Origin of the sequence: Fastidiosipila sp. (genome assembly GCA_012511175.1) — a bacterium.
GTDB lineage: Bacteria > Bacillota > Clostridia > Saccharofermentanales > DTU023 > UBA4923.
In genome coordinates this window covers 47,344-71,504 of record JAAZGO010000019.1, presented here as the reverse complement: position 1 = coordinate 71,504, position 24,161 = coordinate 47,344, and the positions used below count along the sequence as shown (strand labels likewise).

21 protein-coding genes are annotated in these 24,161 nt (G+C 58.9%); 17 read left to right on the top strand and 4 right to left on the bottom strand.

Annotation, left to right across the window (positions count from 1 at the left end):
- Nucleotides 1-45 precede the first annotated feature (45 nt).
- The 13 genes from ftsZ to GX839_03825 all read left to right on the top strand — a co-directional run bounded on the left by ftsZ (nt 46) and on the right by GX839_03825 (nt 13,635).
- Nucleotides 46-1,395, top strand: a complete 1,350-nt coding sequence (ftsZ, locus tag GX839_03885; protein NLB04600.1) for a cell division protein FtsZ — start codon at nt 46-48, stop codon at nt 1,393-1,395.
- A gap of 127 nt (nt 1,396-1,522) precedes the next feature.
- A complete protein-coding gene (gene nrdR, locus GX839_03880; protein ID NLB04599.1) occupies nt 1,523-2,047 on the top strand; it encodes a transcriptional repressor NrdR in 525 nt (174 codons plus the stop codon).
- A gap of 18 nt (nt 2,048-2,065) precedes the next feature.
- A complete protein-coding gene (locus GX839_03875) occupies nt 2,066-2,791 on the top strand; it encodes a response regulator transcription factor (GenBank protein ID NLB04598.1) in 726 nt (241 codons plus the stop codon).
- The gene (locus tag GX839_03870) at nt 2,788-4,293 is read left to right on the top strand and encodes a HAMP domain-containing histidine kinase (GenBank protein ID NLB04597.1); all 1,506 of its coding nucleotides are present in this window, start codon (nt 2,788-2,790) and stop codon (nt 4,291-4,293) included. Before GX839_03875 ends, GX839_03870 begins: the two co-directional genes overlap by 4 nt.
- Nucleotides 4,294-4,379: 86 nt before the next feature.
- The gene (locus GX839_03865; GenBank protein ID NLB04596.1) at nt 4,380-5,594 is read left to right on the top strand and encodes a serine protease; all 1,215 of its coding nucleotides are present in this window, start codon (nt 4,380-4,382) and stop codon (nt 5,592-5,594) included.
- Nucleotides 5,591-6,262: an endonuclease III gene (gene nth / locus GX839_03860; GenBank protein ID NLB04595.1), complete on the top strand. Its 672-nt coding sequence runs from the start codon at nt 5,591-5,593 to the stop codon at nt 6,260-6,262. Before GX839_03865 ends, nth begins: the two co-directional genes overlap by 4 nt.
- Nucleotides 6,255-8,333 (top strand): ATP-dependent DNA helicase RecG, encoded by a 2,079-nt coding sequence (gene recG, locus GX839_03855; GenBank protein ID NLB04594.1) that lies wholly within the window; start codon nt 6,255-6,257, stop codon nt 8,331-8,333. The genes nth and recG overlap by 8 nt, the downstream gene beginning before the upstream one ends.
- A gap of 10 nt (nt 8,334-8,343) precedes the next feature.
- Nucleotides 8,344-8,907: a 16S rRNA (guanine(966)-N(2))-methyltransferase RsmD gene (gene rsmD / locus GX839_03850; protein NLB04593.1), complete on the top strand. Its 564-nt coding sequence runs from the start codon at nt 8,344-8,346 to the stop codon at nt 8,905-8,907.
- 39 nt (nt 8,908-8,946) lie between these two features.
- Complete coding sequence (coaD, locus tag GX839_03845) at nt 8,947-9,462, top strand: pantetheine-phosphate adenylyltransferase (GenBank protein ID NLB04592.1); 516 nt, start codon at nt 8,947-8,949, stop codon at nt 9,460-9,462.
- Nucleotides 9,463-9,504: 42 nt separating this feature from the next.
- Nucleotides 9,505-10,035, top strand: a complete 531-nt coding sequence (locus tag GX839_03840) for a hypothetical protein (protein ID NLB04591.1) — start codon at nt 9,505-9,507, stop codon at nt 10,033-10,035.
- Complete coding sequence (locus GX839_03835; protein ID NLB04590.1) at nt 10,025-11,107, top strand: D-alanine--D-alanine ligase; 1,083 nt, start codon at nt 10,025-10,027, stop codon at nt 11,105-11,107. Before GX839_03840 ends, GX839_03835 begins: the two co-directional genes overlap by 11 nt.
- A gap of 14 nt (nt 11,108-11,121) precedes the next feature.
- The gene (locus GX839_03830) at nt 11,122-12,639 is read left to right on the top strand and encodes a hypothetical protein (GenBank protein ID NLB04589.1); all 1,518 of its coding nucleotides are present in this window, start codon (nt 11,122-11,124) and stop codon (nt 12,637-12,639) included.
- Between the two features lie 18 nt (nt 12,640-12,657).
- A complete protein-coding gene (locus tag GX839_03825; GenBank protein NLB04588.1) occupies nt 12,658-13,635 on the top strand; it encodes a hypothetical protein in 978 nt (325 codons plus the stop codon).
- A 39-nt stretch (nt 13,636-13,674) separates the two neighbouring features.
- On the opposite strand, the gene GX839_03820 is transcribed toward GX839_03825, so the two are convergent.
- Both GX839_03820 and yidC read right to left on the bottom strand, forming a co-directional pair.
- Nucleotides 13,675-15,657: an LTA synthase family protein gene (locus tag GX839_03820; protein ID NLB04587.1), complete on the bottom strand. Its 1,983-nt coding sequence runs from the start codon at nt 15,655-15,657 to the stop codon at nt 13,675-13,677.
- Entirely contained in the window at nt 15,654-17,960 is a 2,307-nt protein-coding gene (gene yidC, locus GX839_03815) for a membrane protein insertase YidC (protein ID NLB04586.1), read from the bottom strand. Before yidC ends, GX839_03820 begins: the two co-directional genes overlap by 4 nt.
- 227 nt (nt 17,961-18,187) lie before the next feature.
- On the opposite strand from yidC, the gene GX839_03810 reads away from it, so the two are divergent.
- Genes GX839_03810 through GX839_03795 form a run of 4 tightly spaced genes read left to right on the top strand, consistent with a single transcriptional unit; the run spans nt 18,188 to nt 22,459 of the window.
- The gene (locus GX839_03810) at nt 18,188-19,162 is read left to right on the top strand and encodes an extracellular solute-binding protein (protein ID NLB04585.1); all 975 of its coding nucleotides are present in this window, start codon (nt 18,188-18,190) and stop codon (nt 19,160-19,162) included.
- Nucleotides 19,150-19,929: an ABC transporter ATP-binding protein gene (locus GX839_03805; GenBank protein ID NLB04584.1), complete on the top strand. Its 780-nt coding sequence runs from the start codon at nt 19,150-19,152 to the stop codon at nt 19,927-19,929. The genes GX839_03810 and GX839_03805 overlap by 13 nt, the downstream gene beginning before the upstream one ends.
- Complete coding sequence (locus GX839_03800) at nt 19,926-21,509, top strand: ABC transporter permease subunit (GenBank protein NLB04583.1); 1,584 nt, start codon at nt 19,926-19,928, stop codon at nt 21,507-21,509. The genes GX839_03805 and GX839_03800 overlap by 4 nt, the downstream gene beginning before the upstream one ends.
- Nucleotides 21,506-22,459 carry an NTP transferase domain-containing protein gene (locus GX839_03795; protein NLB04582.1) on the top strand — a complete coding sequence of 318 codons (954 nt, stop codon included), beginning with the start codon at nt 21,506-21,508 and terminating at the stop codon, nt 22,457-22,459. Before GX839_03800 ends, GX839_03795 begins: the two co-directional genes overlap by 4 nt.
- On the opposite strand, the gene GX839_03790 is transcribed toward GX839_03795, so the two are convergent.
- A complete protein-coding gene (locus GX839_03790; GenBank protein NLB04581.1) occupies nt 22,423-23,217 on the bottom strand; it encodes an ABC transporter ATP-binding protein in 795 nt (264 codons plus the stop codon). The two genes, GX839_03795 and GX839_03790, sit on opposite strands and share 37 nt — an antisense overlap.
- Nucleotides 23,210-24,160: an ABC transporter permease gene (locus GX839_03785; GenBank protein ID NLB04580.1), complete on the bottom strand. Its 951-nt coding sequence runs from the start codon at nt 24,158-24,160 to the stop codon at nt 23,210-23,212. The genes GX839_03790 and GX839_03785 overlap by 8 nt, the downstream gene beginning before the upstream one ends.
- Between the last annotated feature and the right edge of the window lies 1 nt (nt 24,161).

The window sequence follows — 24,161 nt, the reverse complement described above, 5'->3', positions numbered from 1 at the left end:
AAAAGATGAAAGGAGTTGCATCAGGTGGCGGATTACGATTACAGCATGAGGGTTGGTGGCGAATTTTACGCGAACATCCGGGTTATCGGAATTGGCGGTGGCGGCTGCAATGCCGTCAACCGTATGATCGAGGGCGGTGTCCAGGGCATCGAATTCATCGCGGTCAATACCGACCATCAGGTTCTCCAGCATTCCAAGGCAAGCGAAACGATCCGGATCGGCGAGAAGGTGACGCGCGGTCTGGGTGCCGGCGCGCAGCCGGAGCTGGGCCAGAAGGCGGCGGAAGAGAACATCGAGGAAATCTCCAAAGCCCTTGAAGGCACCGATATGCTCTTCATCACGGCCGGCATGGGCGGAGGGACCGGTACCGGGGGGGCGCCGGTAATCGCCCAGGTGGCGGAAAAACTTGGGATTCTGACGGTTGCGGTCGTCACGACGCCCTTCCGCTTTGAGGGATCCCGCCGCCGGCAGAACGCGGAAAAAGGTATCCGTGAACTCCAGCAGCATGTCGATTCCCTGATCGTGGTCCCCAATGACAAACTTCTTGAAATCGCCAGCGATGACACCACCCTCGATGAGGCCTTCAATCTGGCCGACCGGGTGCTCCAGTACGGTGTTTCCAGCATCTCCGACCTGGTGGCGGTTCCCGGCCTGATCAACCTGGACCTGGCGGACGTCAGGCGGGTTATGACCAATGCCGGTATCTGCCACATGGGAATCGGGCGGGGCAACGGGGAGAGCCGGGCGGCTACTGCCGTAAAACAGGCCATGACCAGCCCGCTCCTCGACACGACCATAGACGGGGCGCAGAGCATCATTATCAATTTCACCGGCGGACATGACATGAAAATGAAGGAAGTCAACGAGGCTGCCTCCCAGGTCCGTGAAGCCGTTTCGCCTGATGCCGAGATTATCTTTGGTGCGGTCATCGATGAGAACATGCAGGATGACCTGGTCATCACCATTATTGCAAGCCGTTTCGGAGGCGACAGCGTGCCGGGCCGGGGAGCCCGTGCCGGGCACGGCCAGATGCCCCAGCCCGCATTCGGCATGCCGCAGCGCCAGGCAGCTGCGCCGGATTCACGCTCCGCCATTGACGACCTGCCTGACTTCCTGCGGCCGCCGCGGACAGGGCCGATGAGAGATCCCGGAGCGGAACAGGGATTGCAGGGAACCGGTTTCAGCCGGACCAGCCAGCGGCACGACGAGCTGGCCATGGCTGACATGATCGGCCGCGCGACTGAAAATGCGGCCAAACATAACCGCAATATTCCCCGTGTCCTCGATGAGGCCCCCCTTGAAGGGACGGGTCCGGCGCCTGGGAAAGCACGTGCTGGCAGGCAGGAGGGCAGGGTTTTACCCTGGTTCCTGCGTGACGATGAGATCGACCGCTGACCTTCTGTCGCGGAAAGACCTGGCCCCACAAGCGGTGAGGCCAGGACCACATACAGAATGACGGGGGTGCGGCCGGATCCATGATCCGGTCGTCCTGTCTGCCCATCAGGGAGAGGAGGCGGGATCGGTGAGATGCCCCAACTGTGAAGGCAACGATGACCGGGTCGTTGATTCGAGGCCGTCCGACGACGGGACCACCATCCGCCGCAGACGTGAATGCCTCCTTTGCGGGACGCGGTTTACGACTTATGAAAGGATCGAGAATATCCCCTTGATGGTCATCAAAAAGGATGGAAGCCGCCAGCCCTTCGACCGGCAGAAACTCCTGATCGGCATCATGAAAAGCTGTGAAAAAAGGCCGGTGACCACCCAGCAGATTGAGGAACTGATCGACCAGGTGGAGCGGGCAGCCGACAACGCGCTCAAGCGGGAGATTACCACGTCTGAGATCGGGGAGCTGGTCTTGAAACAGTTGAGGAAAATAGACGAGGTGGCCTACATTCGCTTCGCATCCGTCTACCGCGCTTTCGGGGACATACGATCATTTTTCGGGGAAATCTCCTCACTGCTTCAAAATGACGCGGAGGAGGAAGAGCATAACCCGGCAGGGGAGGATCTTCTCGACGAGGTCTGGGAAGAACCGCAGCTTTAAAAGATTGAGGAGCTCAGGATGGAAGAATCTAGACGGGTACTGATCGTCGATGACGACAAGCATATCAGCGAACTGCTCAAGCTCTATTTCGAAAAGGATGGTTTTGAGGTTGTTTCCTGCTATACAGGAGACGCCGTCATGCCCATGGTCCGCGCCGTCAAGCCGGATGTTATCATTCTGGATCTGATGCTGCCCGGCATGAGCGGCTTTGACATCATGCGGCAGCTCCGCCGCGAATCGGATGTCCCGGTCCTGATGCTGACCGCGCGAAGCGACACCCTGGACAAGATCATCGGCCTGGAACTGGGCGCCGACGATTACATCCTGAAGCCCTTTGACCCCAAAGAGCTCCTGGCGCGCGTCAAGGCCGTCCTGAGACGTTTTAATGCCCCGGACCCCGCGGCAGTCACGGAGACCAACAAAAAGGAAGTGGTCACCTATCCCGGCCTGGTGGTCGACCGTATCCGCTACGCGGTCCGGGTCGGCGACAGGGAGATTGACATGCCGCCCAAGGAGCTTGAACTTCTTTTCTTTCTGGCCTCGCATCCCAACCGGGTCTATACCCGCGACCAGATTCTGGAACATATCTGGGGCATGGATTACTACGGCGAGCAGCGGACGGTCGATGTTCACATCAAACGGATCAGGGAAAAGCTGGATGTCATTGAGCATCCGCTCTGGCAAATCAAAACCGTCTGGAGCGTGGGCTACAAATTTGAATTGAAGGATCAGGCTGAAGCGTGAAACGGCTGTCCATCTACACCCGGACCTTGCTGACGATTTCGGCTGCCATTCTGGTCATTTTTCTGGCACTGGCCCTGATTTACGGCACCATTTACAGCTATTCCTCCTGGCAGCAGCGGCAGGAAGAGCTGAAGCGCAACGCCATCGAACTGGCCGACCTCACGGAAAGCCGAATGGACGCCGCCCATACCACCTTCACCAGCCCGGACATCAAGGGGCATATTTCCTTTGCCGCCCGGTCGACCGGATCCTTTGTCTGGATCGTCAATGCCAGGGGGGAGATTATCCACCACACAGGCATCCCTTTGGAAACCATGCTTTTGCTGGAGCGTTCGGGAAGTGAGGGAAGAGGTGACCCCATCCTGCCCCAGGAGGCGCGCAACGAGGGCCATGCAGTCTTTTGCCAGGCAGGTGACAAGACCGGCTTTGCCTCCCTGCTCGAGGAATCGGCGGCATGGCTTGTGGCCAGCGCGCCCATCGGCGTCCATGGCGACCTCTACACCGGGGAAGTGATCCTGCTCAAGCGCCATCATGCGGAGAATTTCAGCGCTTTTCTCCTGGAGCACAACGTGCCGATTTCCTTTGCTGCCGCATTCATCCTCTCCCTGGTGATCATTATCTGGCTGTCACGCAATATCACGAGGCCCATTTCCGCCCTCGCCAAGACAGCCAACGCGGTCTATGCCGGTGATCTTTCCGCCCGGGTCAGCATGGAAGGGGACCCAGGCGGGGACCTGGCCATACCGGCCGGACGCCAGGACGACCTGACCCGGCTGGTCCATACCTTCAATATGCTGATCGCTCAGTTTGAGGAAAGGGAGGAGCAGCACTCGGAATTTCTGAGCAATGTCTCCCATGACCTGCGCACACCGGTCACCTCCATCGGCGGTTTCATCGAGGGGATGCGGGACGGGACCATTGCGGAGGAGAAGTACGCCTATTACCTGGACATCATCAAGCTGGAGACCAACCGCCTCGAAGGCCTGATCAACACCCTCTTCGATCAGACCGGCCTGGAAGGCCAGACCACCTTGAAAAAAGAAGTCTTCGACCTTTATTCCCTGATCCGTCAGGTCAAGCAGTCTTTCGAGCCCATGCTGGCAGAAAAGAAGATTGAACTGGAGACGGTCTTCGACCATCGTTACGAGGAGCCTGTCCGGGCCGTGGGCGACACGGGGCAGCTGACCCGGGTCCTGAACAACGTGATTGCCAATGCGGTCCGCTTTACACCCGAAAAGGGCATCATCATCGTCAGCACGGCAGTCAGTGAGCGTTCCATCCGGGTCTCCGTTGAGGATAACGGCCCGGGAATCGCCCAGGAAGATCTGCCCCGCATCTTCGACCGCTTCTACAAGGCGGACAAGTCCCGCCATGGCGAAGGGTCCGGCCTGGGGCTCTACATCGCCCGGGCACTCATTCAACGCCACAGCCAGCACATTGAGGCCGGTCAATCGGCTGAGCTCGGTGGCGCCCGGATTACCTTCACCGTAGCCAGGCCTTAAGCGGGGAGCCTGCCTGCCGGCTGTTCATAGAATGGTTATATGTGCCCGGTAAACTGCTTTCAGTCTAAGGCGAAGGGGGTTTCATTGTGAAAAAGGACCGAACCGGCCTCATCATACTCATTGCCGCCTTCCTGCTTGCGGCCCTGCTCATCCCTCTGTCCTGCCCCGGATCCAGGCCCCCTGTCACGGAACCTGCCACTGAGACGACCTCTCCGCCGACGACAAGCCGGAAAACCACGTCGACCACCACGACCACAATCAGCAGCCCGCCGACCGAGCCGGTCTCTGTCCCGGAAGAGGAAGAGCCTGAACCTGAGGACCGGGAACCTTCTTTGTCAGATTTGTTTGCCGCCGTCTCACCCTCCGTGGTATCCGTCCATGTCTCCATCCCTGCCTCATCGCTTTACGCAAAGAGGGAAGAGTTCTTTTCCGGCCTGATCGTGGACGAGTCCGGAATCATTGTCACAACCTTCAGCCTGCTCGAGCGCGCCCTTGACTTCCGCGGCAATCTGCTGGCCGACGCCTCCATCCGCCTCTACGTGCGCGGATTTGATCAGGCCTTTGAGGCGGTGCTGATCGGCTACCAGTCAACGGTCGACCTGGCTCTTCTGAGAGTTAAAGACCGGGGTGACGTGACCTTCCCGGCACAGACCCTGGACAAGGAAGCCCGGCTGGCCGTCGGAACCCCGGTCTACAGCATCGGTTACCCGCCGGTGCTGATCGGGGAGGGGGGCCTCTCCTCAGGCTGCGTCACCTCGCTCTACCGGACTTCCTTTGAGGAGGACGGGTCCCCGGTCGGCCTGATCGAAACCAGCATCCCGACGCTGCCCGTTTACGCGGGCAGCCCCCTGATTAATGATGAGGGCCGGGTTGTCGCCATTGCCAGCGGCTACCTCAAGCGTATCTACACCCAACATCTGGGATATGCCGTGCCTTCGCCCATTGTGCTGGATGTCATCAGCCGGATTCTGGACCAGCCCGATCCCCTGCCTGAGGTCAAAGCCTCCCTGGGTATTACAGTCCTGGGTGATGAAGACAATGAGGCCCTGCGCAAGATGTTCAATTATCCCGCGGGCCTTTATATCAATCTGGTCAAACCCGAAAGCGCCGCCTACACGGCGGGGCTGAATGCGGGTGACATCCTGCTTCGGATTAACGGACAGGCCATGGAAGCAGTCAGTGACCTGATGGCTTTCCTGGGCGGGCAGGCAGTCGGGACCCTGGTCGAGATGGAGGTCTACCGGCCGGGTGACGACCGGGTCCTGGTCAAAACCTGTTACCTGCTCGAGGAGTCACCGTGACCGGTCAAAGGCGGGATCGGGCCCGCCAGGTCACCGAGGTCCTGGCCCGCCGTTATCCGGAAGCTGCGGTGACCCTGACGCACCGGACGCCCTGGGAGCTTCTGACCGGCGCCATCCTGGCCTCCCAGTGCACGGATGAACGTGTCAACCGGGTTACGCCGCAGCTCTTTGAACGTTTTCCCGATCCGGAAACCATGGCCGGGGCGGATCAGGAGGAACTTGAAAGCCTGATCCGGAGCTGCGGCCTTTTCCGCGCCAAGGCAAAGGCGCTGCGGGGAACAGCCCGGATGGTGGCGGAGAAACACCGGGGCCAGGTGCCTTCAACAAGAGAAGAACTGATGGCTCTTCCCGGCGTGGGACGCAAAATCGCCAATTTGATCGTGGGAGACGCCTTCGGCGGCCAGGCCATCGTGGTTGACACCCACTGCGCGCGCATCAGCCGTTTGCTCGGTTTCACCGACAGTGACCAGCCTGCCCGGATCGAGCGGGATCTGGCACAGGTCATCCCGGAGGAGGCCTGGACCCTTTGGGGCCACCTGATGGTGGCTCACGGCCGGGACCTGTGCCGGGCCCGCTGCCGCCTTTGTTTCCAATGCCCGGTCCGGCTTCTTTGCCGCTACGGCAAGTCCGCCGAAATTCCGGCAAAGGGGGAGGGCGCTTGTGTCTGACAAGGCGGGCGCCTGGCTTGAGAACAAAATCACCATCCTGCCGGGCATCTCGGACAAGCGGGCGAAAATGTTTGCCCGGCTGGGCGTTGAAAGGATTCATGATCTGCTCTGGCTCCAGCCGCGATCCTATGAAGACTGGCAGGAGCGGGTTCCAATCAACAGCTTACGGGACGGCACCGTGTCCTCTTTCATGGCGGTTCTGGAAAATATCCCAGCCCTGTCACGGCACGGCAAGCTGACCACCCTCAGGGCCCGCCTCTCCGACCCAAGCGGTTCGATCCAGGCTGTCTGGTTTAATCAGCCCTGGGTTGCCGACCGGCTCCGGCGCGGTGTCAGCTACCTCTTTCGCGGCAGGATTGAGGGGGAGGGGAGGAGGCGCCAGGTCGTCAATCCCGACATCCGACTCCAGGATCAAGACGGTCTGCCGGATTATTTGCCTGTCTATCCGCTGACTGCCGGCCTTTATCAGTCGACCGTCCGGCAGGCGGTCAAGGCAGCGCTTGACCAGGCAGGCTTCTTCAAGGAGGAAACCCTGCCCCCGGCCATCCGCTCGTCAGCCAGACTGGCAACTGCTGATTTCGCCATGCGCCGCATTCATTTTCCTGCATGCCTGCGCGATATCGAGCTGGCGCGCAGGCGGCTTGCCTTTGAAGAACTCTTTCTGGTCATGGCGGGGCTCCGCTCGCTCAAGTCGGGGAGGCACAGGCAAAAAGGGCCCGCCATGACAGTCGGCCGCGACACTGAAGACTGGCTGGCAGAGCAGATCGACCGCCTGCCTTTCGAGCTCACGTCATCCCAGGCCGGGGCCCTGCAGGACATCCTGGAAGATTTCCGAAAGCAGGTGCCAGCCAACCGCCTGGTCCAGGGCGATGTCGGCTCGGGCAAGACGGTTGTCGCTGCCATGGCCATGGCAGCTGCCTGCCGGGAAGGCTGGCAGTCGGTCATGATGGCACCGACCACCATTCTGGCCGGTCAGCACGCGGAAACAATTTCCGAACTGCTGGCAGGGAGCGGACTTGAAATTGCACTTTTGACCGGGGCGACGCCCGCAGCCCAAAGAAGGTCTTTGCTTGCCGGGCTGGAAGAGGGGGCCATCGACATCCTGATCGGCACCCACGCCGTCCTGGAGGGGGACCTGGTATTCTCAAGGCTGGCTTGCTGTGTGACTGACGAGCAGCACCGGTTCGGGGTGGCCCAGCGTATTTCCCTGTCTTCCCGGGGCGATCGGATCCCTCATGTTCTGGTCATGTCAGCGACTCCCATACCCCGGACCCTGGCTATGATACTCTACGGTGACCTGGATATTTCAGAAATAAAGGAAATGCCTGCGGGAAGGCTCCCGGTCAAGACTTACACGGCAACCGAAAAGGACCGGACCCGCATCGACCAGCTGATGCGAAGCCAGATAGAAAAAGGTTTCAAAGTTTATGTCGTCTGTCCCATGATTGAAGATTCAGAGACCGTGGCAGCCCACTCAGCTGACGCAGTCCATGAAAGGCTGTCGAAGCACATTTTCCCCGACAAACGGGTCGCCCTGATGCACGGGCGGTTGAGGGCCGGGGAGAAGCTGGCGGTCATGGACGCTTTTGGCCGGGGTGAGCTCGATATCCTGGTTTCGACTACAGTCATTGAGGTGGGGATCGACCAGCCGGACGCAAACCTGCTGGTGGTCGAAAACGCTGAGCGCTTCGGCCTGTCCCAGCTCCATCAGCTCCGGGGCCGGGTCGGGCGGTCCTCCCGCCAGTCCTATTGCGTTCTGGTCAGCGACAGCCAGGATCCGCTGATCCGCAAACGCCTCCAGACCCTCTGCCGCCATCACAGTGGTTTCGCCATCGCAGATCAAGACCTGCTTTTGCGGGGTCCCGGTGATCTGTTCGGGGTCGCCCAGCACGGACTGCCCGATTTCAAGGTTGCCAATCTCTATGAAGACAGTGAACTCCTGCGCGAAGCAGCCGCTGCCTGCGACCAGCTCTTCCGGCAGGACCCCTTCCTTGAGAAAAAGGAGAATGCCATGATCATGGAAGCCTTCCGGTTCCGCTATGGGAAAAGGCTGGAACACCCGGGATTGTGAGGGCGGCGGCATGCCAAGGATCATCAGCGGAAAAGCCAAGGGTGTGAAGCTGGTCATGCCTGCGGGCCTGACCTGCCGGCCGACTCCCGGCCGGACCAAGGAGGCCCTGTTTTCCATCCTGGGCAGCCGGGTGGAGGGGGCCCGTGTCCTGGACATCTTCGCCGGATCAGGACAAATTGCCCTTGAAGCCCTGTCACGCGGGGCGAGCCGGGCCGTTATGATTGAAAATAATCGCAAGGCCCTGGCTGCCATTTACGAAAACATCAGGCGGACCAAACTGGGCGAGGGGGCGGTCGTTCTCCCGGGTGATTACCGCAGCCGCCTTGAAAGGCTGGTCCGGCAGAAAAATCTTTTCGATCTCATCTACCTGGATCCGCCCTGGCCTCAGGCAGCAGACCTTCTGAGGCTGCGGGCGGAAAAGCTCGCGGCCCTGCTTGAAGAAGACGGAATCCTCATTGTTGAAACGGACGGCGAAGAGCTTGCTGCCAACCTCTTCAGCCCGCCTCTGGCATGGCTTCGCAGTTGTCAGTATGGCAGAGGCGTGCTATCCTTTTACCAGTTTCAGTCCCAATAAGAGGATGATGACAATTTCCGGCAAGAGGATAGGCGCCTGATGAATTCTCTTCAATTGAAAGATCGAAAGAGTATGGTTTTTCCGGGAACCTTTGATCCCTTTACGGCCGGTCATCTGGATGTGGCGGAACGGGCCCTCAAGCTGTGCGACCGGCTCTATGTGGCGGTTTTTGATAATTCCCGGAAAAAACCGGCCGCTGACCGCTTTCTGCGGGCGTCATGGATCCGCAAGGTCTTCGATGGCTGTCCGCAAGTCCAGGTCATTCCCCTGGACGGCCTCCTGGTTGATTTTTGCCGGCAGAACGAAGTGAAGACCATCGTCCGTGGCGTGAGGAGCGGGGCACAGTTTGAAGAAGAAGCGGCCATGGCCGAAGTCAACCGCAGGATCGGCGGAGGAGTCGATACCCTCTTTCTTCCCTCGCTTCCTGACAAGCGCCATCTCTCATCGTCGCTAGTCCGCGAGTTGCTGCGGCTGGGCGGTGACATTGAGGGCATGGTTCCCGCGGTGATTGAATCGGAAGTAATTGAAAGTTATGGGCAAGAGGCCACAAGCTAGGGCGCGGAGATCTGCGCGCTTGTGACAGCGGGAGGTTGGCGCATGAACGATAACCCAAACAGACGGATGGATGACAGGGCCAGGGAAGAAAACCGACGGCCCGCCCGCCAGCGGGATGACAGGAATGCCGCGACCCTGCTGGATCGGCTGGAAACCGAATTGATGGAGGCCAAAAACCTTCCCTTCTCTGATAAATGCCTGGTCGAGCGGGAAGAAATGCTCTTTTTGGTCCGCATGATCCGCGAAGGATTGCCGGAGGAACTTGACCGGGCCAAATGGGTGCTGCAGCAAAACAGGCAGCTGATTAACCAGGCCAGGCGGGAGGCCGACACCATCATGCGTGACGCCGAGGCACAGATGGCCCGGATGATCGACGAGCATGAGGTGACCCAGCAGGCGATCAACAACGCTTCCGCCCTGATCGACGAGGCGACCCGCCAGGGGGCGGATATCCGGGTGGCCGCCATTCACTACGCCCGGGAGATGATGACCAATTTGGAAAATCACCTGACGGACATCCTGGTCAACATCACCCGCAACAAGAAGAGTCTCGGGGATCCCGATGGAATCTGAACTGAATGTGGTTGTTCTTTTCGGCGGAAGGTCGGGGGAGCACGAAGTCTCGCGCTCGTCTGCGGCCTTCATCATTGACACCCTCCGTCAGAGTGACCGTTACCGCCCGCTGCCCGTCGGCATTACCCGGGCGGGCAGCTGGTACGCCTATTTCGGCCCGACCGGAGCCATGCGGGACGGCAGCTGGTTCGACCGGGGACCTGTTTTCCCGGCAACCCTGGTGCCGGATACAGGCAAGCATTTCCTTTTTTTGAGCCGGGAGGGGCAGACAGTCAGTTATGCCGCTGACTGTGTCTTTCCCGTTTTGCATGGACCCAAGGGGGAGGACGGAACCCTCCAGGGCATGCTGGAACTGGCGGGGATTCCCTTCGTTGGTGCCGGCATGGCCGCCAGCGCCCTGGCCATGGACAAGAGCCTTGCCAATATCATCTTTGAGAAAATGGGTATCGCGCATACACCCTGGCGTTCACTTGACCGCGATACCTGGCGAAAGCTGGACGAGCGGTCGATCGACCGGCTTATTGAGGGACTGCGCTTTCCGCTTTTCACCAAGCCGGCACGGGGCGGCTCTTCTTTGGGAATTTCCCGGGTTCAGTCAAGGGACTTTCTGCAGGAGGCGCTGAGCCACGCCTTTTCCCATGACCGCAAAGTCCTGATAGAGGAGGGAGTCAAGGGCCGCGAACTGGAAGTTGCCGCGCTGGGCGGTTACGGGGATCCCGAACTTTCCCCCATCGGGGAGGTGGTTCCCGACCGGGAGTTTTACGATTATGATTCCAAATATGAGGAGCACTCAACCACCCAGCTCATCATTCCGGCCGATATCAGCCCGCAGACCGCCGGCCAGGTGAAACGGATGGCAGCAGAGGCCTGGCGGGCCATTGACTGTTACGGCATGGCCAGGATCGACTTTTTCCTGGCCGATGACCAGCGCCTTTTGCTGAGCGAAATCAATACGATTCCGGGTTTTGTCAGCATCAGCATGTACCCCCGTCTGTTCCGGGCGGCCGGCTACAGGGATGGCGAATTGCTGGAAAAGTTGATCGGACTCGCGCTCACGCGTGAGGATAAGTGAAAAACGAGGTTATTATGGACAGCACAAGCATTTTCATGGTGATCATGGTGGCAACCGGTATAGTGGCCGCCGGGGTGATTGCCCTCCTGGCAGCGGGAATTTTGAAAAACCGCCGTCTGACCCGCTCCGGATCGGTTCTGGCTGATGAGGCCGTTATGATCCTGACCAGTGCGCAAAGGGGAGGGACACTTCCCGCTGATGCCGTCGCGGAAGTCTTTGCCAACGCTGAAAGGGAGGATTTCCGCTTGTTCGGGGAGGAGATGGGACGGATCAGCCAGGCCAATTTTGAGGGAAGGCTCCTGCCCGACCCCCAACCTGTTATGAAGGCACGCGGTTTGTTGCAGCCAGCCCCGCTTCTGGCGGCCGGCAGGCTTTACGCCCTGATCTCTTTTTCAGTCGGGACACTCTGGCTGGTGCTGGCCCTGCTCATCTCCATGATGGCGGACATGACCGGGCGGGTCATCCCGCCGGCACTGGCCGCCTTTCTTCTTTCGGTGACCGCTTCCCTCATCATCTACGGCTACGCCGTCCGTACGGCACGTCATGTGGATAAGGAACGGGACAGGGTCGTCACTGCCCTGTCAGGCTATCTGCCGGTTTTTACCGATCGAACAGGCGTTGCCCTCCTGGTCAGTGAATTGATTGGCTATGGGGAAAAAATGCGCGGTGAAGTCAAGGCCTTTTCCGAACTGGCCAATGAATTGGCCAAGGGTGAGTTCGCAGAAGGCATCAGCATCAGTGTCCGGGAAATCATGAGCCAGGAAGTGGCGCCTTCGCTCCAGGAAGCCAACCATGCCCTGACCGGGCTTGCACGGTCACTGGCAGAAAAACAGGAAAAGGGGATGACTGAACTGGCCGGAACTTTTTCCTCGGCCGTCGCTGAGGCCCTGTCGGTCCATCTGTCGTCCCTGCCGGATAAACTCCAGACCCTTTACCAGGTGGCTGAAAACAGTGCCAGGATGATGGAGGAATCGGTCACAACCATGGAACGGACACGCTTGGAAAGCCAGGAGGTGGTCCGTGACGTCCAGGAGACCCTGCGACTGATGGCCCTGGCCAAAAATGACATGGCTGACGAAATGGCGGCTATCAGCGACAACTTGGAAATCATGGGGACAAGCACGGAAAAGATGACGGCGCTTTACAGCGGCCAGGAGACGAATCTGGTTTCCCACATCGACCGCCTGTCCGACCTGATACGTCTGCACGCCGACAGGCTGGGCGAGGGCATCGTCGAGAGCGCGAAAACCATCGAGGCCTCGGTCCGCATGTCAGCCTCGCAGAACAAGAGTGCGGCCATTCTTCTGGAACGGCTGGATGAGCAACTGGCGGCGCTGGAAGAACTTGGCCGCCAGATCACCGGCAATACCATCAATTTTACCAAGGAGTCAAGCGGCTTTGTCACCAAAACCCTGGAAGAATTCGATGTCAGCCTGGCGGAAATCGTGGAACGGCTGACCTTCACAACCGCTGAAATCCGTGACGCCATCGATGCGCTGCCTGCAGCAATCCGGGGCGGCCCGGGGCAATAGGGGCCGGGACTGACAGCCATGGACGAAAACCATTCAGAGAAAGACGGCAGGATGCGAAAGCCGGAAGGCGCTTCAGGGGAAGATGCGCGCCTTGCCCGGATCCGCTCGCCCCGGATCAAACGGGAGACCCACGAAAAGGCCGAAAAAAAGGAAGTCATGGCTTTGCTCGAGCGCCAGGCTGATCGAGAAGGCCCGCCCGCCCGCCGGCTCTCACCGCCGGTGGCAGGCGTCCTGCTCAGATCCGCCCGTTCCAGGCACCTGGACCCTGAAGAAGTGCGAAAGCGGAGGAAATCACTCAAATACAAGTCTTTCAGGGAAGCCGTCCAAGGCTGCCGGGAATTGCATCCGCTCCCGGTGGAACTGATTGAGAGTCAGCTGCCGGCCGATTCGTCCCGGCTGCTGGGCCAATTGAAAGAGATCCGGACCCTGGCCGAGCTGAAGACCTTTGCCGACAGCCTCAGCTACCGGGATCTCAGCCTTCTTTTTACCTCACTCTCGATTCTGAAAAGGCGGGAGGAAACCGATCAGGTGCAGAACCTGATCCGGCTGAGGGCCTGTCATTATCTTTATTTATGCGGTTGGCTGACCCTCCAGTACACCTACCCCCGCTCCTCTGTATCAAAGGCCCTGTCGGATCTTTGCATGATCCTGGAGGACGTCCGTTTCGTCCGCGAAAGCGAACGGCGGACACACCGGCGGGTTTCGCCTCTGCCCGGCATCCCTTTGGGGCCCTGGCGGATCATTTGGAGCCGGGTTCCCCTGATTTCAGGGATCGCCCTGCCCAACAGCCGCTATTTTATCTCCGATATCGCGGATGAAATTTACGATACCAAGGCGGATCTCAATGCCTTTTTCCACGAATATGCCATTTACCCCGGGCTCCCCCTGGCGGAAGCCATCACAGCCCGCTACAGGGAAATGGTGTCAGGCGTAGCAGCCAACCCCCTCCTGTCCCAAGATTTCTTCGACCGCTTTCGAAAATCCTCTGATGAATAAAGGCAGGATCCGCTTCCGTGGTTTTTCCCGGACTGATTTCTAGGGCAGGATTTCTTCACCCGCCAGCTGCCAATTATTGAAATCCCCGGCATCCCCCAGAATCCGGTAGATTAAAAGGCGGCCAGGCTTGCCTCCGGATGGGAAAAGGCGGTGATAGACGTAGCGGGGCAGCTGCTGATCAGGGGCCAGCTCGAAGTAGCCGGGTCCACAGGCGCCCTGATCCAGGCCGGCCGCCTGGCAGACCGTGGCCCGGAAATTGTCGGAGGAGACCGGTGCCTCATTGAATTCAAGCGGACTTCCCTCCCTGCCAGCGGGCTTCACAAAGAGTCCTGTCACCATGGCAGCTTCAGGCGGCAGGACATCGCTGCTTCTGGCTCCGTGGTCACCGGTGATGATGATGGTCGAGCCGGCGTATTGCCTCACGGCTTTGAGCTGGTCCAGGTATTCGTAAAGGATGTGGAAACAGCCCTTGGTCTGGAGCAGGTAGGAAGAATTGCCGGCCTGCACCCTTTGAGCCTGTTCGTCCATGGTGAAAGGGGGGTGGGAGCCGTTCAGATGCAGGAATATGAAATTCCCGCTATCCGCCGTGACCTTCAGGCCCTGGTTAAGGAGACCGTCATAGAAGAGCGGGTCGTCCAGTTCGTAGGGGGCGGGGCCAGGCGCGGCATGGGTCAGCTGGGAAAATTCCTGACTGCCTGTCCAGTAGAAAGGTTTGAGAGCCAGGGGAACTGAGCGATAGGCATTCAGCCGGATCAAGCTGGCCAGCAGCTTTCTTGTGTCGATCTCGGGTCTGCCTTTGGCCAGATTGTCCGCCAGCAGTGACAGGTCACGGGCCTCATCGTAGGCCTGGCTGGGTGTCAGATAGAGTTTGCAGGTAAAACCCGCCTCCTTGAGGCCGGGGATAAAGCTTCCCTCCCGCCAGGCTCTTTTTAAGTAATCTCTGTAGCCTTCCTTGAAGTCGTAGGGGACGCCCGTCAGCGATTCGGTGACGGAGGGAAAGGTCTGGCTGTAACGTGAGGTGTTGTTGGTAAAACGTGTGAAACCGTCCAGACGGTCAAAGAAATGAGGGTCGTCGCTTTCGACCAGGTCCAGAAAGCGGTTGTCCAGGCGGTCCAGAATGAAGACAATGATGTTGTTGCCGTCAGCAACTTCATAAATTCCCTGCCTGGACAGGTAGCTGTCAGACCTGTCCTTTCGCAGGCCGGGCTCCCCCGCATAAGAGAAAATGGCCGTGATCAGCTGGGTGCCCACCAGAATCAGGGGGAGGATAAAGGCAAGGCGCCGCCAGGTTTTCCCGCTAAGGAATCTGACCAGAAGTGGCAGCAGGATGAGTAAGGTCCAGAGAGTAAGGTTGGCCGCCATCTTACCCGTAACTTCCTCCCAGGCAACCGCGTCTCCGGTCAGCCTGCCCAGACCCGCATTCAGGAAATTCGCCTGGACATAAAGGGAAAGACCCAAACCAAGAAGCAGGGACAGGGTCAGATCAAAGAGCCGGCCCCGGAGGAGGGCGGATGCCAAAGCGATCAGGACAGTCCCCGCGGAGGCGATCAGGATCAAGGGGCCGACAAGACTGCCAAAGGAAAAGGTCATATCTTCCAGATTGCCCGCGTAAAGCTCGAAGATGCCGAAGACGAAAAAGGTAAAGCAAAGACTGGCTGCGGCCGGGAGGGCGGACAGCAGCCGCTCCCGGAAAGAGCGCCGGTCGGCCCACAGGAAGCTGACCTTGTCGATTTTTTCATTGGCTCCTGTCCGCAGCGTCCGGTCCGCAGGGACAGGCAGCCGGTCTCTTTTTGCGAAAAGCCTGATCCAGAGTCTTCCAAGGCTGACACGGAAATTCAGGAAAAAGAGGCGGATCCGGTTAAAAAAAATGCCGGCGGTCACGCCCAGGGTAATGACAAGGGCCGAGACAATCTGAATCAGGTAGGTGGTGGTGGCCGGGTCAATGTAAGCCTGGACCGTTTGGCTGCGGGCCAGGAAGAGACCAGTGAGCAGCAGGATGATGGCGGGGATTTTGCGTCTCATGCCTGACCCTCCTCTCCATCCCTGGCCGCGGACTCGAGGTCCTCCATGATCTGGAGCAGGAGATCGCCCCTGGTCTTGAGTGCCGGATCCCTGTCGGAGAGGGGCTGCTTGAGGATCTCTTCCAGCCGGGGATCGCCCAGCCGTCCCTCTTGACGCAGCCGGTCCAATCGCATGATCTGGTTTTCCAGGGCGCCTGTGTCCCGGCCTTGCTCCTGCCCAATATCAGGCTGCTGATGAGCCGGCGGTGATTTCTCTTCTTCCTGTTTCATTTCCAGTTTCCGGATCATGTAGCTGCCGCCGCCCCGCGCGCCGTCTCCCAGGTCAAAGATGTTACGGGATACGATCTCGCTGATCCGCTGAGCGTAACGATCTTTTTCACGGAAAAGCCTTTCAATCATTTGTGGCAGCCGGTCAAGCTGGTCGGGATCGACAGAAAGGCCGATCTGATCGCGAAGTGAAATATCCAGTGGCACAATGGGGATCCGGTCGTATTCGGGGTTGAGGATTTTCATGGGGGTGTTGATGAAAAGCGAAGGTTTTTTGGTCGCGTAGGAAAATTCCTGGGCGATGGAGGACCAGTCGGTGATCACCAGATCAGCTGTATAAACTGTTTCACTGGAGGAGAAATCGGTCTGGATTTCAAGCCTGTCGTCCGGCAGGCCTGCGTAGCGGTCCTGGATGGCCCGGATCTTGGCCGGAAAGCGTTTGACAAATTCCGGATGGGGACGTACAACGATCCGGTAGCCTGTTGCCAGCAGGGGTTTGAGAGTTTCCTCCAGGCAGGATTCCAGGATGTTGTCTTTTTGCCAGGAGGGGGCGATCAGGATAATCCTGGGCTGGTTTCGGATCTCGCCCAGCGCTTCAACTTCCCGCAGCATGGAGTCGAGCAGGGGGAAGCCCGTCTTGACAAGATTCTTGGGGGGCAGGCCGTAGAGTTTTTCCGTTTCGCGGACCTCCCTGATGTTGCTTGGCCCATAGCAGAAAATGGTGTCAAAATGGTCCAGGGCCCCTTTCCGGTACATGAGATGGTAACTGGCCATGCCATGGTCGATGAAGATGTATTCGACGTCTTTGCGGACCAGGGAACGCTTGATGTGATAGGTTTCCAGATCTGGTGTTGTCATGACCACCATATCGGCATCCATCTTCATCATGAACTGGATCAGGGCGATGGGGCCGATGTAATAGCTTTGGATGCGGGGATGGGTGTTTTGAAAAATCCGGTCATGGAAGTCACTGGTCACATAATGGATGGTCAGGTCGGAATGATCCAGGACGAAATCCATAAAACCCTGGAAATATTTGTAAAAGCCGCTGCCTTCCGAGTAGAAGACAAGCTGCTTGCCCGGGCAGGCGGCAAAGCGTTTTTTATCCATTTTCTGGCGCCGCCTTTTTCCCCTTGCCAGGGCGCGGGCGGCGGCCCGCTCCTGCCGGCTGAGCCTGACTTTGGAAGCGCGCTGCAGACGATCCAGATAGGGCCGGGGATCATGGATCCGGTTGCAGGCGGCCAGAACAGGGATGGAGAGCAGGTTGCCTGTGATCCAGTAAAGGCCGATGCCGGCCGGCAGAATGGCAGCGAAGAAGACCGAAAAGGCGACAAGAAAGGCGGCGGTCAGCCACTTGCGGACCGGGCCCTGTGTCAGTTGGAGGATGTAGTGCTTGTTCTGGTAAGCCGCCAGCGCCAAGGCGCTGAGCCCCGACAGGGCGGGATAGATGAGGGTGATTGAACCAAAAGCCGGCAAGTGGGTCAGCTGGGTTCCAAGGAACCAGGTGTCCAGGTCCAGGATGGATCCGACACCTTCCATTCCGGCAAAAAGCCGGGGGCTGGCCTGGACTGTTTCCATGACTTTGAGCTGTCCGCCTGTCCCCAGGCGGGCGGCGGTGGTGCCCAGCAGGTCAGCAGTCCTGTCAAGGAGAGAGCTGATGGCAGCGGCATCCAGATGAAGCAGATGCTGGAGGGGGTGGTAGATGACGTTGATCAGGCCCAGGATCAAGGGGATCTGGGCCAGGAGCGGCAGCAGGCTTTTCAGGGTGCTGTAGCCCTCAGCCTTGAAAAGTGCCCGCTGCTCTTCGATCATCAGGGTGCTCTTGCCCCTGTTCCGTTGCTTGACGTCGTCCAGAGCCGGCTGGATTTTTGCCATGATCAGGGCATTTTTTTGGGAACTCAAAGACAGGGGAAACATGAGGAGCTTGGTCAGCAGGGTGAAGAGGATGATGGCGGCACCGTAATTTCGGACCAGGAGCAGGCAGAGGTACATGAGATAGCCAAGCGGCAGACCGAGCAATGTGTTGATAATTTTCATTCAATCCGCCTTGTCCAAAAAGATAAAAGGGCCAATCAGCCTGTCAGTCATCTTAGCACAAGGACAGCCGGCAGGGATTCCGAGCAGCGGGGTCCGGCAGGGCCTGTCCGAAAAAGGGGAAATGGTGTAGAATAATTGAACGAATTGATGGCGGAATCTTGTCTATTCCTGGCGATGGTGTTCAAGAATGACCGTATCTGAGAAGTATTGTAACAGGGGGTCCTGCTGTGAGAAAATTGATTTCTTTAATCCTTGCGATCAGTTTCCTGGTTCTGGCTGCCGGCTGTGCCAAAGAAAAAAAGGAGAAAGTCCTTGTCTACCTGAGCGCCGAGGAGTACCGCGTCGAATACTTCCACAAGCGGCTGAAAGAAGAGTTCCCGGACTACGAAGTCGTTTTGGAGTATCTTCCAACGGGAACCCACGCGGCCAAGCTAGAAGCGGAAGGTCTTGACACGGCATGCGATATTTCCTTTGAACTGGATTACGGCTACCTGGGCAGCCTGGAGGGGCTTTTCGCCGACCTGTCCGCCTATGACACCTCCCCTTATCTGGATGAACTGATCCCCGAAAGCAGAAAGTATCTCCCCGAATTGAGGAATGGCGGCTGCATCGCCGTCAACCGGCAGATTCTTGATGAGCGGGGGCTGCCCCTGCCGCAAAATTATCAGGACCTGGTCAGGGAGGAGTACAGGGGGCTGGTCTCCATGCCCAACCCCAAGGCCTCCGGGACCGGCTACATGTTTTTGAAGTCCCTGGTCAATGCCTGGGGGGAGGACCGGGCTTTTGAGTATTTTGAGGCCCTGACCCCCAACATCCTCCAATACACCTCTTCCGGTTCCGGCCCGGTCAATGCCCTGGTTCAGGGTGAGGCGGCCATCGGCCTGGCCATGACGGCGCAGACAGTCACGGAGATCAGCAAAGGCGCCGGGCTGGAGATTTATTTTTTCGAGGAGGGCTCGCCCTATTCCCTCTACGGCATCGCCATGATCAAGGGCAAGGAGGAGCGGCCCGCTGTCAGGGAGGTGTTTGAGTTCTTTCTCCATAAGCTGATCATCGAAGACAAGGAACTGTTTTTCCCCGAGAAGATTTTCAAGGACCGCGATTTTGTGATCGACAACTATCCGGACCCCATTCCCTACGCTGATATGTCAAATGATTCCCCGCAGGAGAAGGCCCGCTTGCTGGAAAAATGGGACCACTGATGCCGAAACACAAGCTGGTACTGGAAAAGATAAGCAAAAAATTCGGGCCCAACAAGGTCCTGCGGGATATCTCCTTTGCGGTGGAGGAAGGGGAATTCCTGGCCATCCTGGGCCCGTCGGGCTGCGGCAAGACCACCTTGCTGCGCATCCTGCTGGGACTGGAAGAGGCCGAAAGCGGCCGGATCATCAAGGACGGAAAAGAGATCACCCGCCTGGCGCCGGCCCAGCGAAAGATGGGCATGGTCTTTCAGAATTACGCCCTTTTCGGCAATATGACCGCGCTGGGCAATGTGGAATATGCCCTGAAAAAACAGAGCGGGGATAGGATCCTGGCCCGGGAAACGGCCCTCCGCCTGATCGGCCGCGTCGGTCTGACGGATCACATGGACAAGAAGCCGCACGCCCTGTCCGGCGGCCAGCAGCAGCGGGTGGCATTGGCCCGGACCCTGGCCATGAATCCGGACATCATCCTGATGGACGAACCCATGAGCGCCCTGGATGTGGAAACCCGGCTGGCGCTCCGTTCGGAGATCCTGGGCATCCAAAGGGAGTTTGGTTCCACCATTCTTTACGTGACGCATGACCAGGAGGAGGCTTTCGCCATGAGCGACCGTATCATGGTCATGCATGAGGGGCGGATCCAGCAGCTGGATACACCGCAAAACCTGATGGATCACCCGGCCAATGACTACATCCGCAGTTTCGTCATCCATAACATCCGGCTCAAGATTGAATCGCTGATCCGTTACGCGAGGGAGGAGACATGAAGGGCAGCAAGGGCCTGACCGGCGTAAAATACCTGCTCCTGGCTTTTTTTGCCTTCTCCGTTTTTCTGCCCCTGATCCGCATGCTGGCCCATATGGCAGGCATTGACATCAGGGCCCTCCTGGCATCCGGACAGTTTTTGAACGCCCTCAAAAATTCGCTGGTGGTGACCACTGTATCGACCCTTATTTCGGTCGCGCTTGCCGCCGCTCTGGCCTGGTTGGTGGAACGGAGCGGAATCCGCTTCAAAGGTTTTTTTACCCTGCTTTTTACCCTGCCCATGCTGATTCCCTCGATTTCGCACGGCATGGGCCTGGTCGTCCTCTTCGGGGCCAATGGGATTCTGACCAATTGGCTGGGACTGAAGGGCAGCGTTTACGGTTTCTGGGGAATCGTAACAGGCTCCGTCATCTACTCCTTCCCGGTCGCCTTCCTCATGCTGTCGGACATTCTCCGCTATGAGGACAGCACGCCCTATGAGGCTGCGGAGGTGCTGGGCATTCCCAGGGGATGGCAGTTCACCTCCATCACGGTTCCCTATCTGCGAAGGCCTCTGACCTCAACGGTCTTTGCCATCTTTACCCTGATCATCATTGATTACGGGGTCCCGCTCATGATCGGGGGCCAGTACAGGACCCTGCCGGTCATGATGTACCAGGATGTGATCGGTCTGCTCGATTTCGGCAAAGGCAGCGCGATCGGCCTGGTGCTTCTGACACCGGCGGTGATTGCTTTCCTGCTGGATGTCCTCAACCGGGACCGGGGCATCCAGTCCTTTGTCAGCAAACCTTTTCGTATCACGCGAAACCGGGTCCGGGACGGATTGGCCTATCTTTTATCTGCCTTGGTCAGCCTGGGGGTTGCGCTCCCCATCGGGGCCTTCCTGCTCTTGACCCTGGTCCGGAAATATCCTGCCGACATGCGCCTATCCCTGGACAATGTCCGCCGGACTTTCCAGATGAGCGCCGGCGCCAACCTGGGTCACTCGCTCCTGATCGCCCTTTTTACCAGCCTGACTGGCCTGGTGCTGACCTTTGCTGCCGCCTACCTGACCGCCCGCAGCCGGGGCCGCCTGTCCAAGCTGCTCCACCTGGCCTCCCTGACCTCCCTGGCCATCCCGGGCATCGTGCTGGGCCTGTCCTACGTTCTCTTCTTCAAGGGCAGCCTGATCTACGGCACCCTGGCCATCCTCATCCTGGTCAACCTGGTCCACTTTTTTGCCTCCCCCTACCTGATGATCTACAACACACTTTCCAAGATCAACCAGCACCTGGAGGCCGCCGGCCAGACCCTGGGCGTCAGCAGGTTCAGCGTGATCCGGGATGTGATCATCCCGCAGACTGCCGGCACCCTGGGGGAGATGTTCACCTACTTTTTTGTCAATTCCATGATGACCATCTCGGCGGTGGCCTTCCTGGCGACAGCCGGCACCCGGCCCCTGTCTCTCATGATCACCAGCTTTGAAGCCCAGATGATGCTGGAATGCGCGGCTTTCATCGCCCTGCTTATCCTGACGGTCAACCTGGTTGTCCGGGGTCTTTTCGCCTGGAATAAAAAGAGAATAGGAAGGGGAATGGCATGAAGCTGACCCGTCTGCAGTTTGATTTGCTCGCCCGCCTGATCCAGGGCAGGGGGAGCGTCACCCAAAGAGAACTGGCCGGGGCGACAGGCTGGTCGCTGGGCAGCGTCAACCGGGCCCTGGGCGAGCTCTCTGCTCATGGATGGATCCGGCAGGGCGCCGTCACGGAGGCGGGGAGGGAGGCCCTGGAGCCGCACCGGGCAAAAAGAGCCATCTTCCTGGCCGCCGGCTTCGGCGCCCGCATGGTACCCATCACCCTCAACACCCCCAAGCCACTGATACGGGTCAAGGGGGTGCGGATCATTGACACCCTGCTGGATGCGGTGACCGGTGCGGGCATCGAAGAAATTTATATCGTCCGCGGCTATCTGGCCGAACAATTCGACCAGCTCCTATACAAGTACCCCCAGATCGAATTTCTTGAAAATCCGGCCTACAACGAAACCAACAATATTTCCTCACTCATGTGTGCCCGCTGCCATCTGCAATCGGCCTATGTGCTCGAAGCCGATCTCTTTTTGCAAAATCCCGGCCTCATTACCCCCTACCAGTACCGGTCAAACTACCTGGGCGTTCCGGTGGAACGGACCGACGACTGGTGCTTCACAAGCCGTGACCGCCGGATCACCGACCTCACCCTGGGCGGCCGGAACTGCCACCACATGTTCGGCATCTCCTACTGGACTGACGCTGACGGCGCCCGCCTGGCCGGGCGGATCCAGGACGTCTACGGCATGCCCGGCGGCAGGGAACGCTTCTGGGATGCCGTCGCCCTCAACTATTTCCCGGAGGAGTTCGAGATCGACATCCGGGAATGCGGCTTTGACGACCTGGTTGAGCTTGACACCTTCCGGGAGCTCAAGGAGCTGGATCCCTCCTATGGGGCCCCCGGGCAGGCGGGAAATGAAGGCTTGGATCAGGCCAGGAGCAGCTTGTCGTCAAAATCCCCATAAGCACTGATGCTTTCAAACATGGCCAGCAGCTTTTCCACGGTCAGCTGCTTCTTGGCCTCACCTTTCACATCGATGACCACCCGGCCCTCCTGGAACATGATCAGGCGGTTCCCGAAGGCGATGGCATCCTTCATGTTGTGGGTCACCATCAGGGTGGTGACGGCATGGCGGGCCACCATCTTTTCTGTAAGCTCCAGGACGGTTTTTGCCGTTTTGGGATCCAGGGCTGCCGTATGCTCATCCAGGAGCAGGAGTCGTGGCTTCTTGAGGGTGGCCATGAGCAGGGTCAGGGCCTGCCTTTGTCCGCCTGACAGCAGGCCTGCTTTGACGGAAAGTCTGTTTTCCAGGCCCAGTTCAAGCTCTTTCAATTTCTCCCGGTAAAAGGCACGCTCCGCTTTGGGAAGCCCCCAGCGGAGTCCCCGAGGCTGTCCCCGGCGTTTGGCCAGGGCCAGATTTTCCTCGATGCTCATACCGGCTGCCGTCCCCATCATGGGATCCTGGAAGACCCGGCCGATATAAGGGGCCCGCTTGTGTTCGGGCAGCCGGGTCACGTCCGTTCCGCCGATGAATATCCGCCCGCAGTCGACAGGCAGGACACCCGCGACGGCGTTGAGCATGGTGGATTTGCCGGAGCCGTTGCCGCCGATGACGGTGACGAAATCGCCCTCATCAATCGAAAGGCTGAGCCCGATCAGGGCCTTGCTCTCATTGACTGTATTCCGGTTGAAGGTTTTACTGACACGACAGATCTCAAGCATGGTCTCCGCCTCCCTTCCGCCAGGCCGACAGCTGCGCAAGCCTGCTTTTCCAGTGCGGCAGGGCCAGGAAAACCGCGACAACCACCGCCGTGAGCAGCTTCAGGTAATTGGGATCCAGCCGGAGCCATAGTACAGACTGAATGACAGCAAAGTAGATGACTGCTCCCATGGATGAGCTGAGCAGGCGAAGAGCGAAATTCCGAAAGACCCTGGATAGAAGCACCTCGCCGATGATAACGGCTGCCAGACCGATGATGATGGCCCCCCGGCCCATGTTGATGTCAGCAAATCCCTGATACTGGGTCAGGAGGGCGCCTGACAGGGCCACCAGGCTGTTGGACAGCATGAGGCCTGCAATTTTGGCAAATCCGGTCGAAATGCCCTGGGCTTTGGCCATGCTGATGTTGGCGCCCGTGGCCCGGATCCCTGTGCCGAATTCAGTTCCGAAAAACCAGTAGAGCAGGGCAATCAGGGCCAGGAGAAAGAGGGCGGCAACGAAAAGGGGCGATCCATGGAAGGCACGCTCGCCCTTGATCACTTCCTGCAGGTAGCGCAGGGAGACCAGCAGGCGGAAATGATTTACGTTGAGGGCCAGGTTGGGCTTTCCCATGACGGACAGGTTGACGGCCCAAAGGCCGATCTGGGTCAGGATGCCGGCCAGCAGGGGTGAAATCCCGAACAAAACATGAAAGATGCCGGTGACAAGGCCCGCCAGCGCGCCCGCCAGGACAGCCAGGGCCAGCGCCGGCCAGAGGCCCCAGCCTTGGACCAGCAGGACTGCCAGGACAGCTCCTCCCGTGCAGAAGGAGCCGTCCACGGTCAGGTCGGCCATATCCAGGACCTTGTAGGTGATGTAAACGCCGATGGCCAGGATGCCCCAGATCATACCCTGTGCCAGAGCGCCCGGAAGCTGATCCAGGAGATTGGAGAAACTTAAATTCATG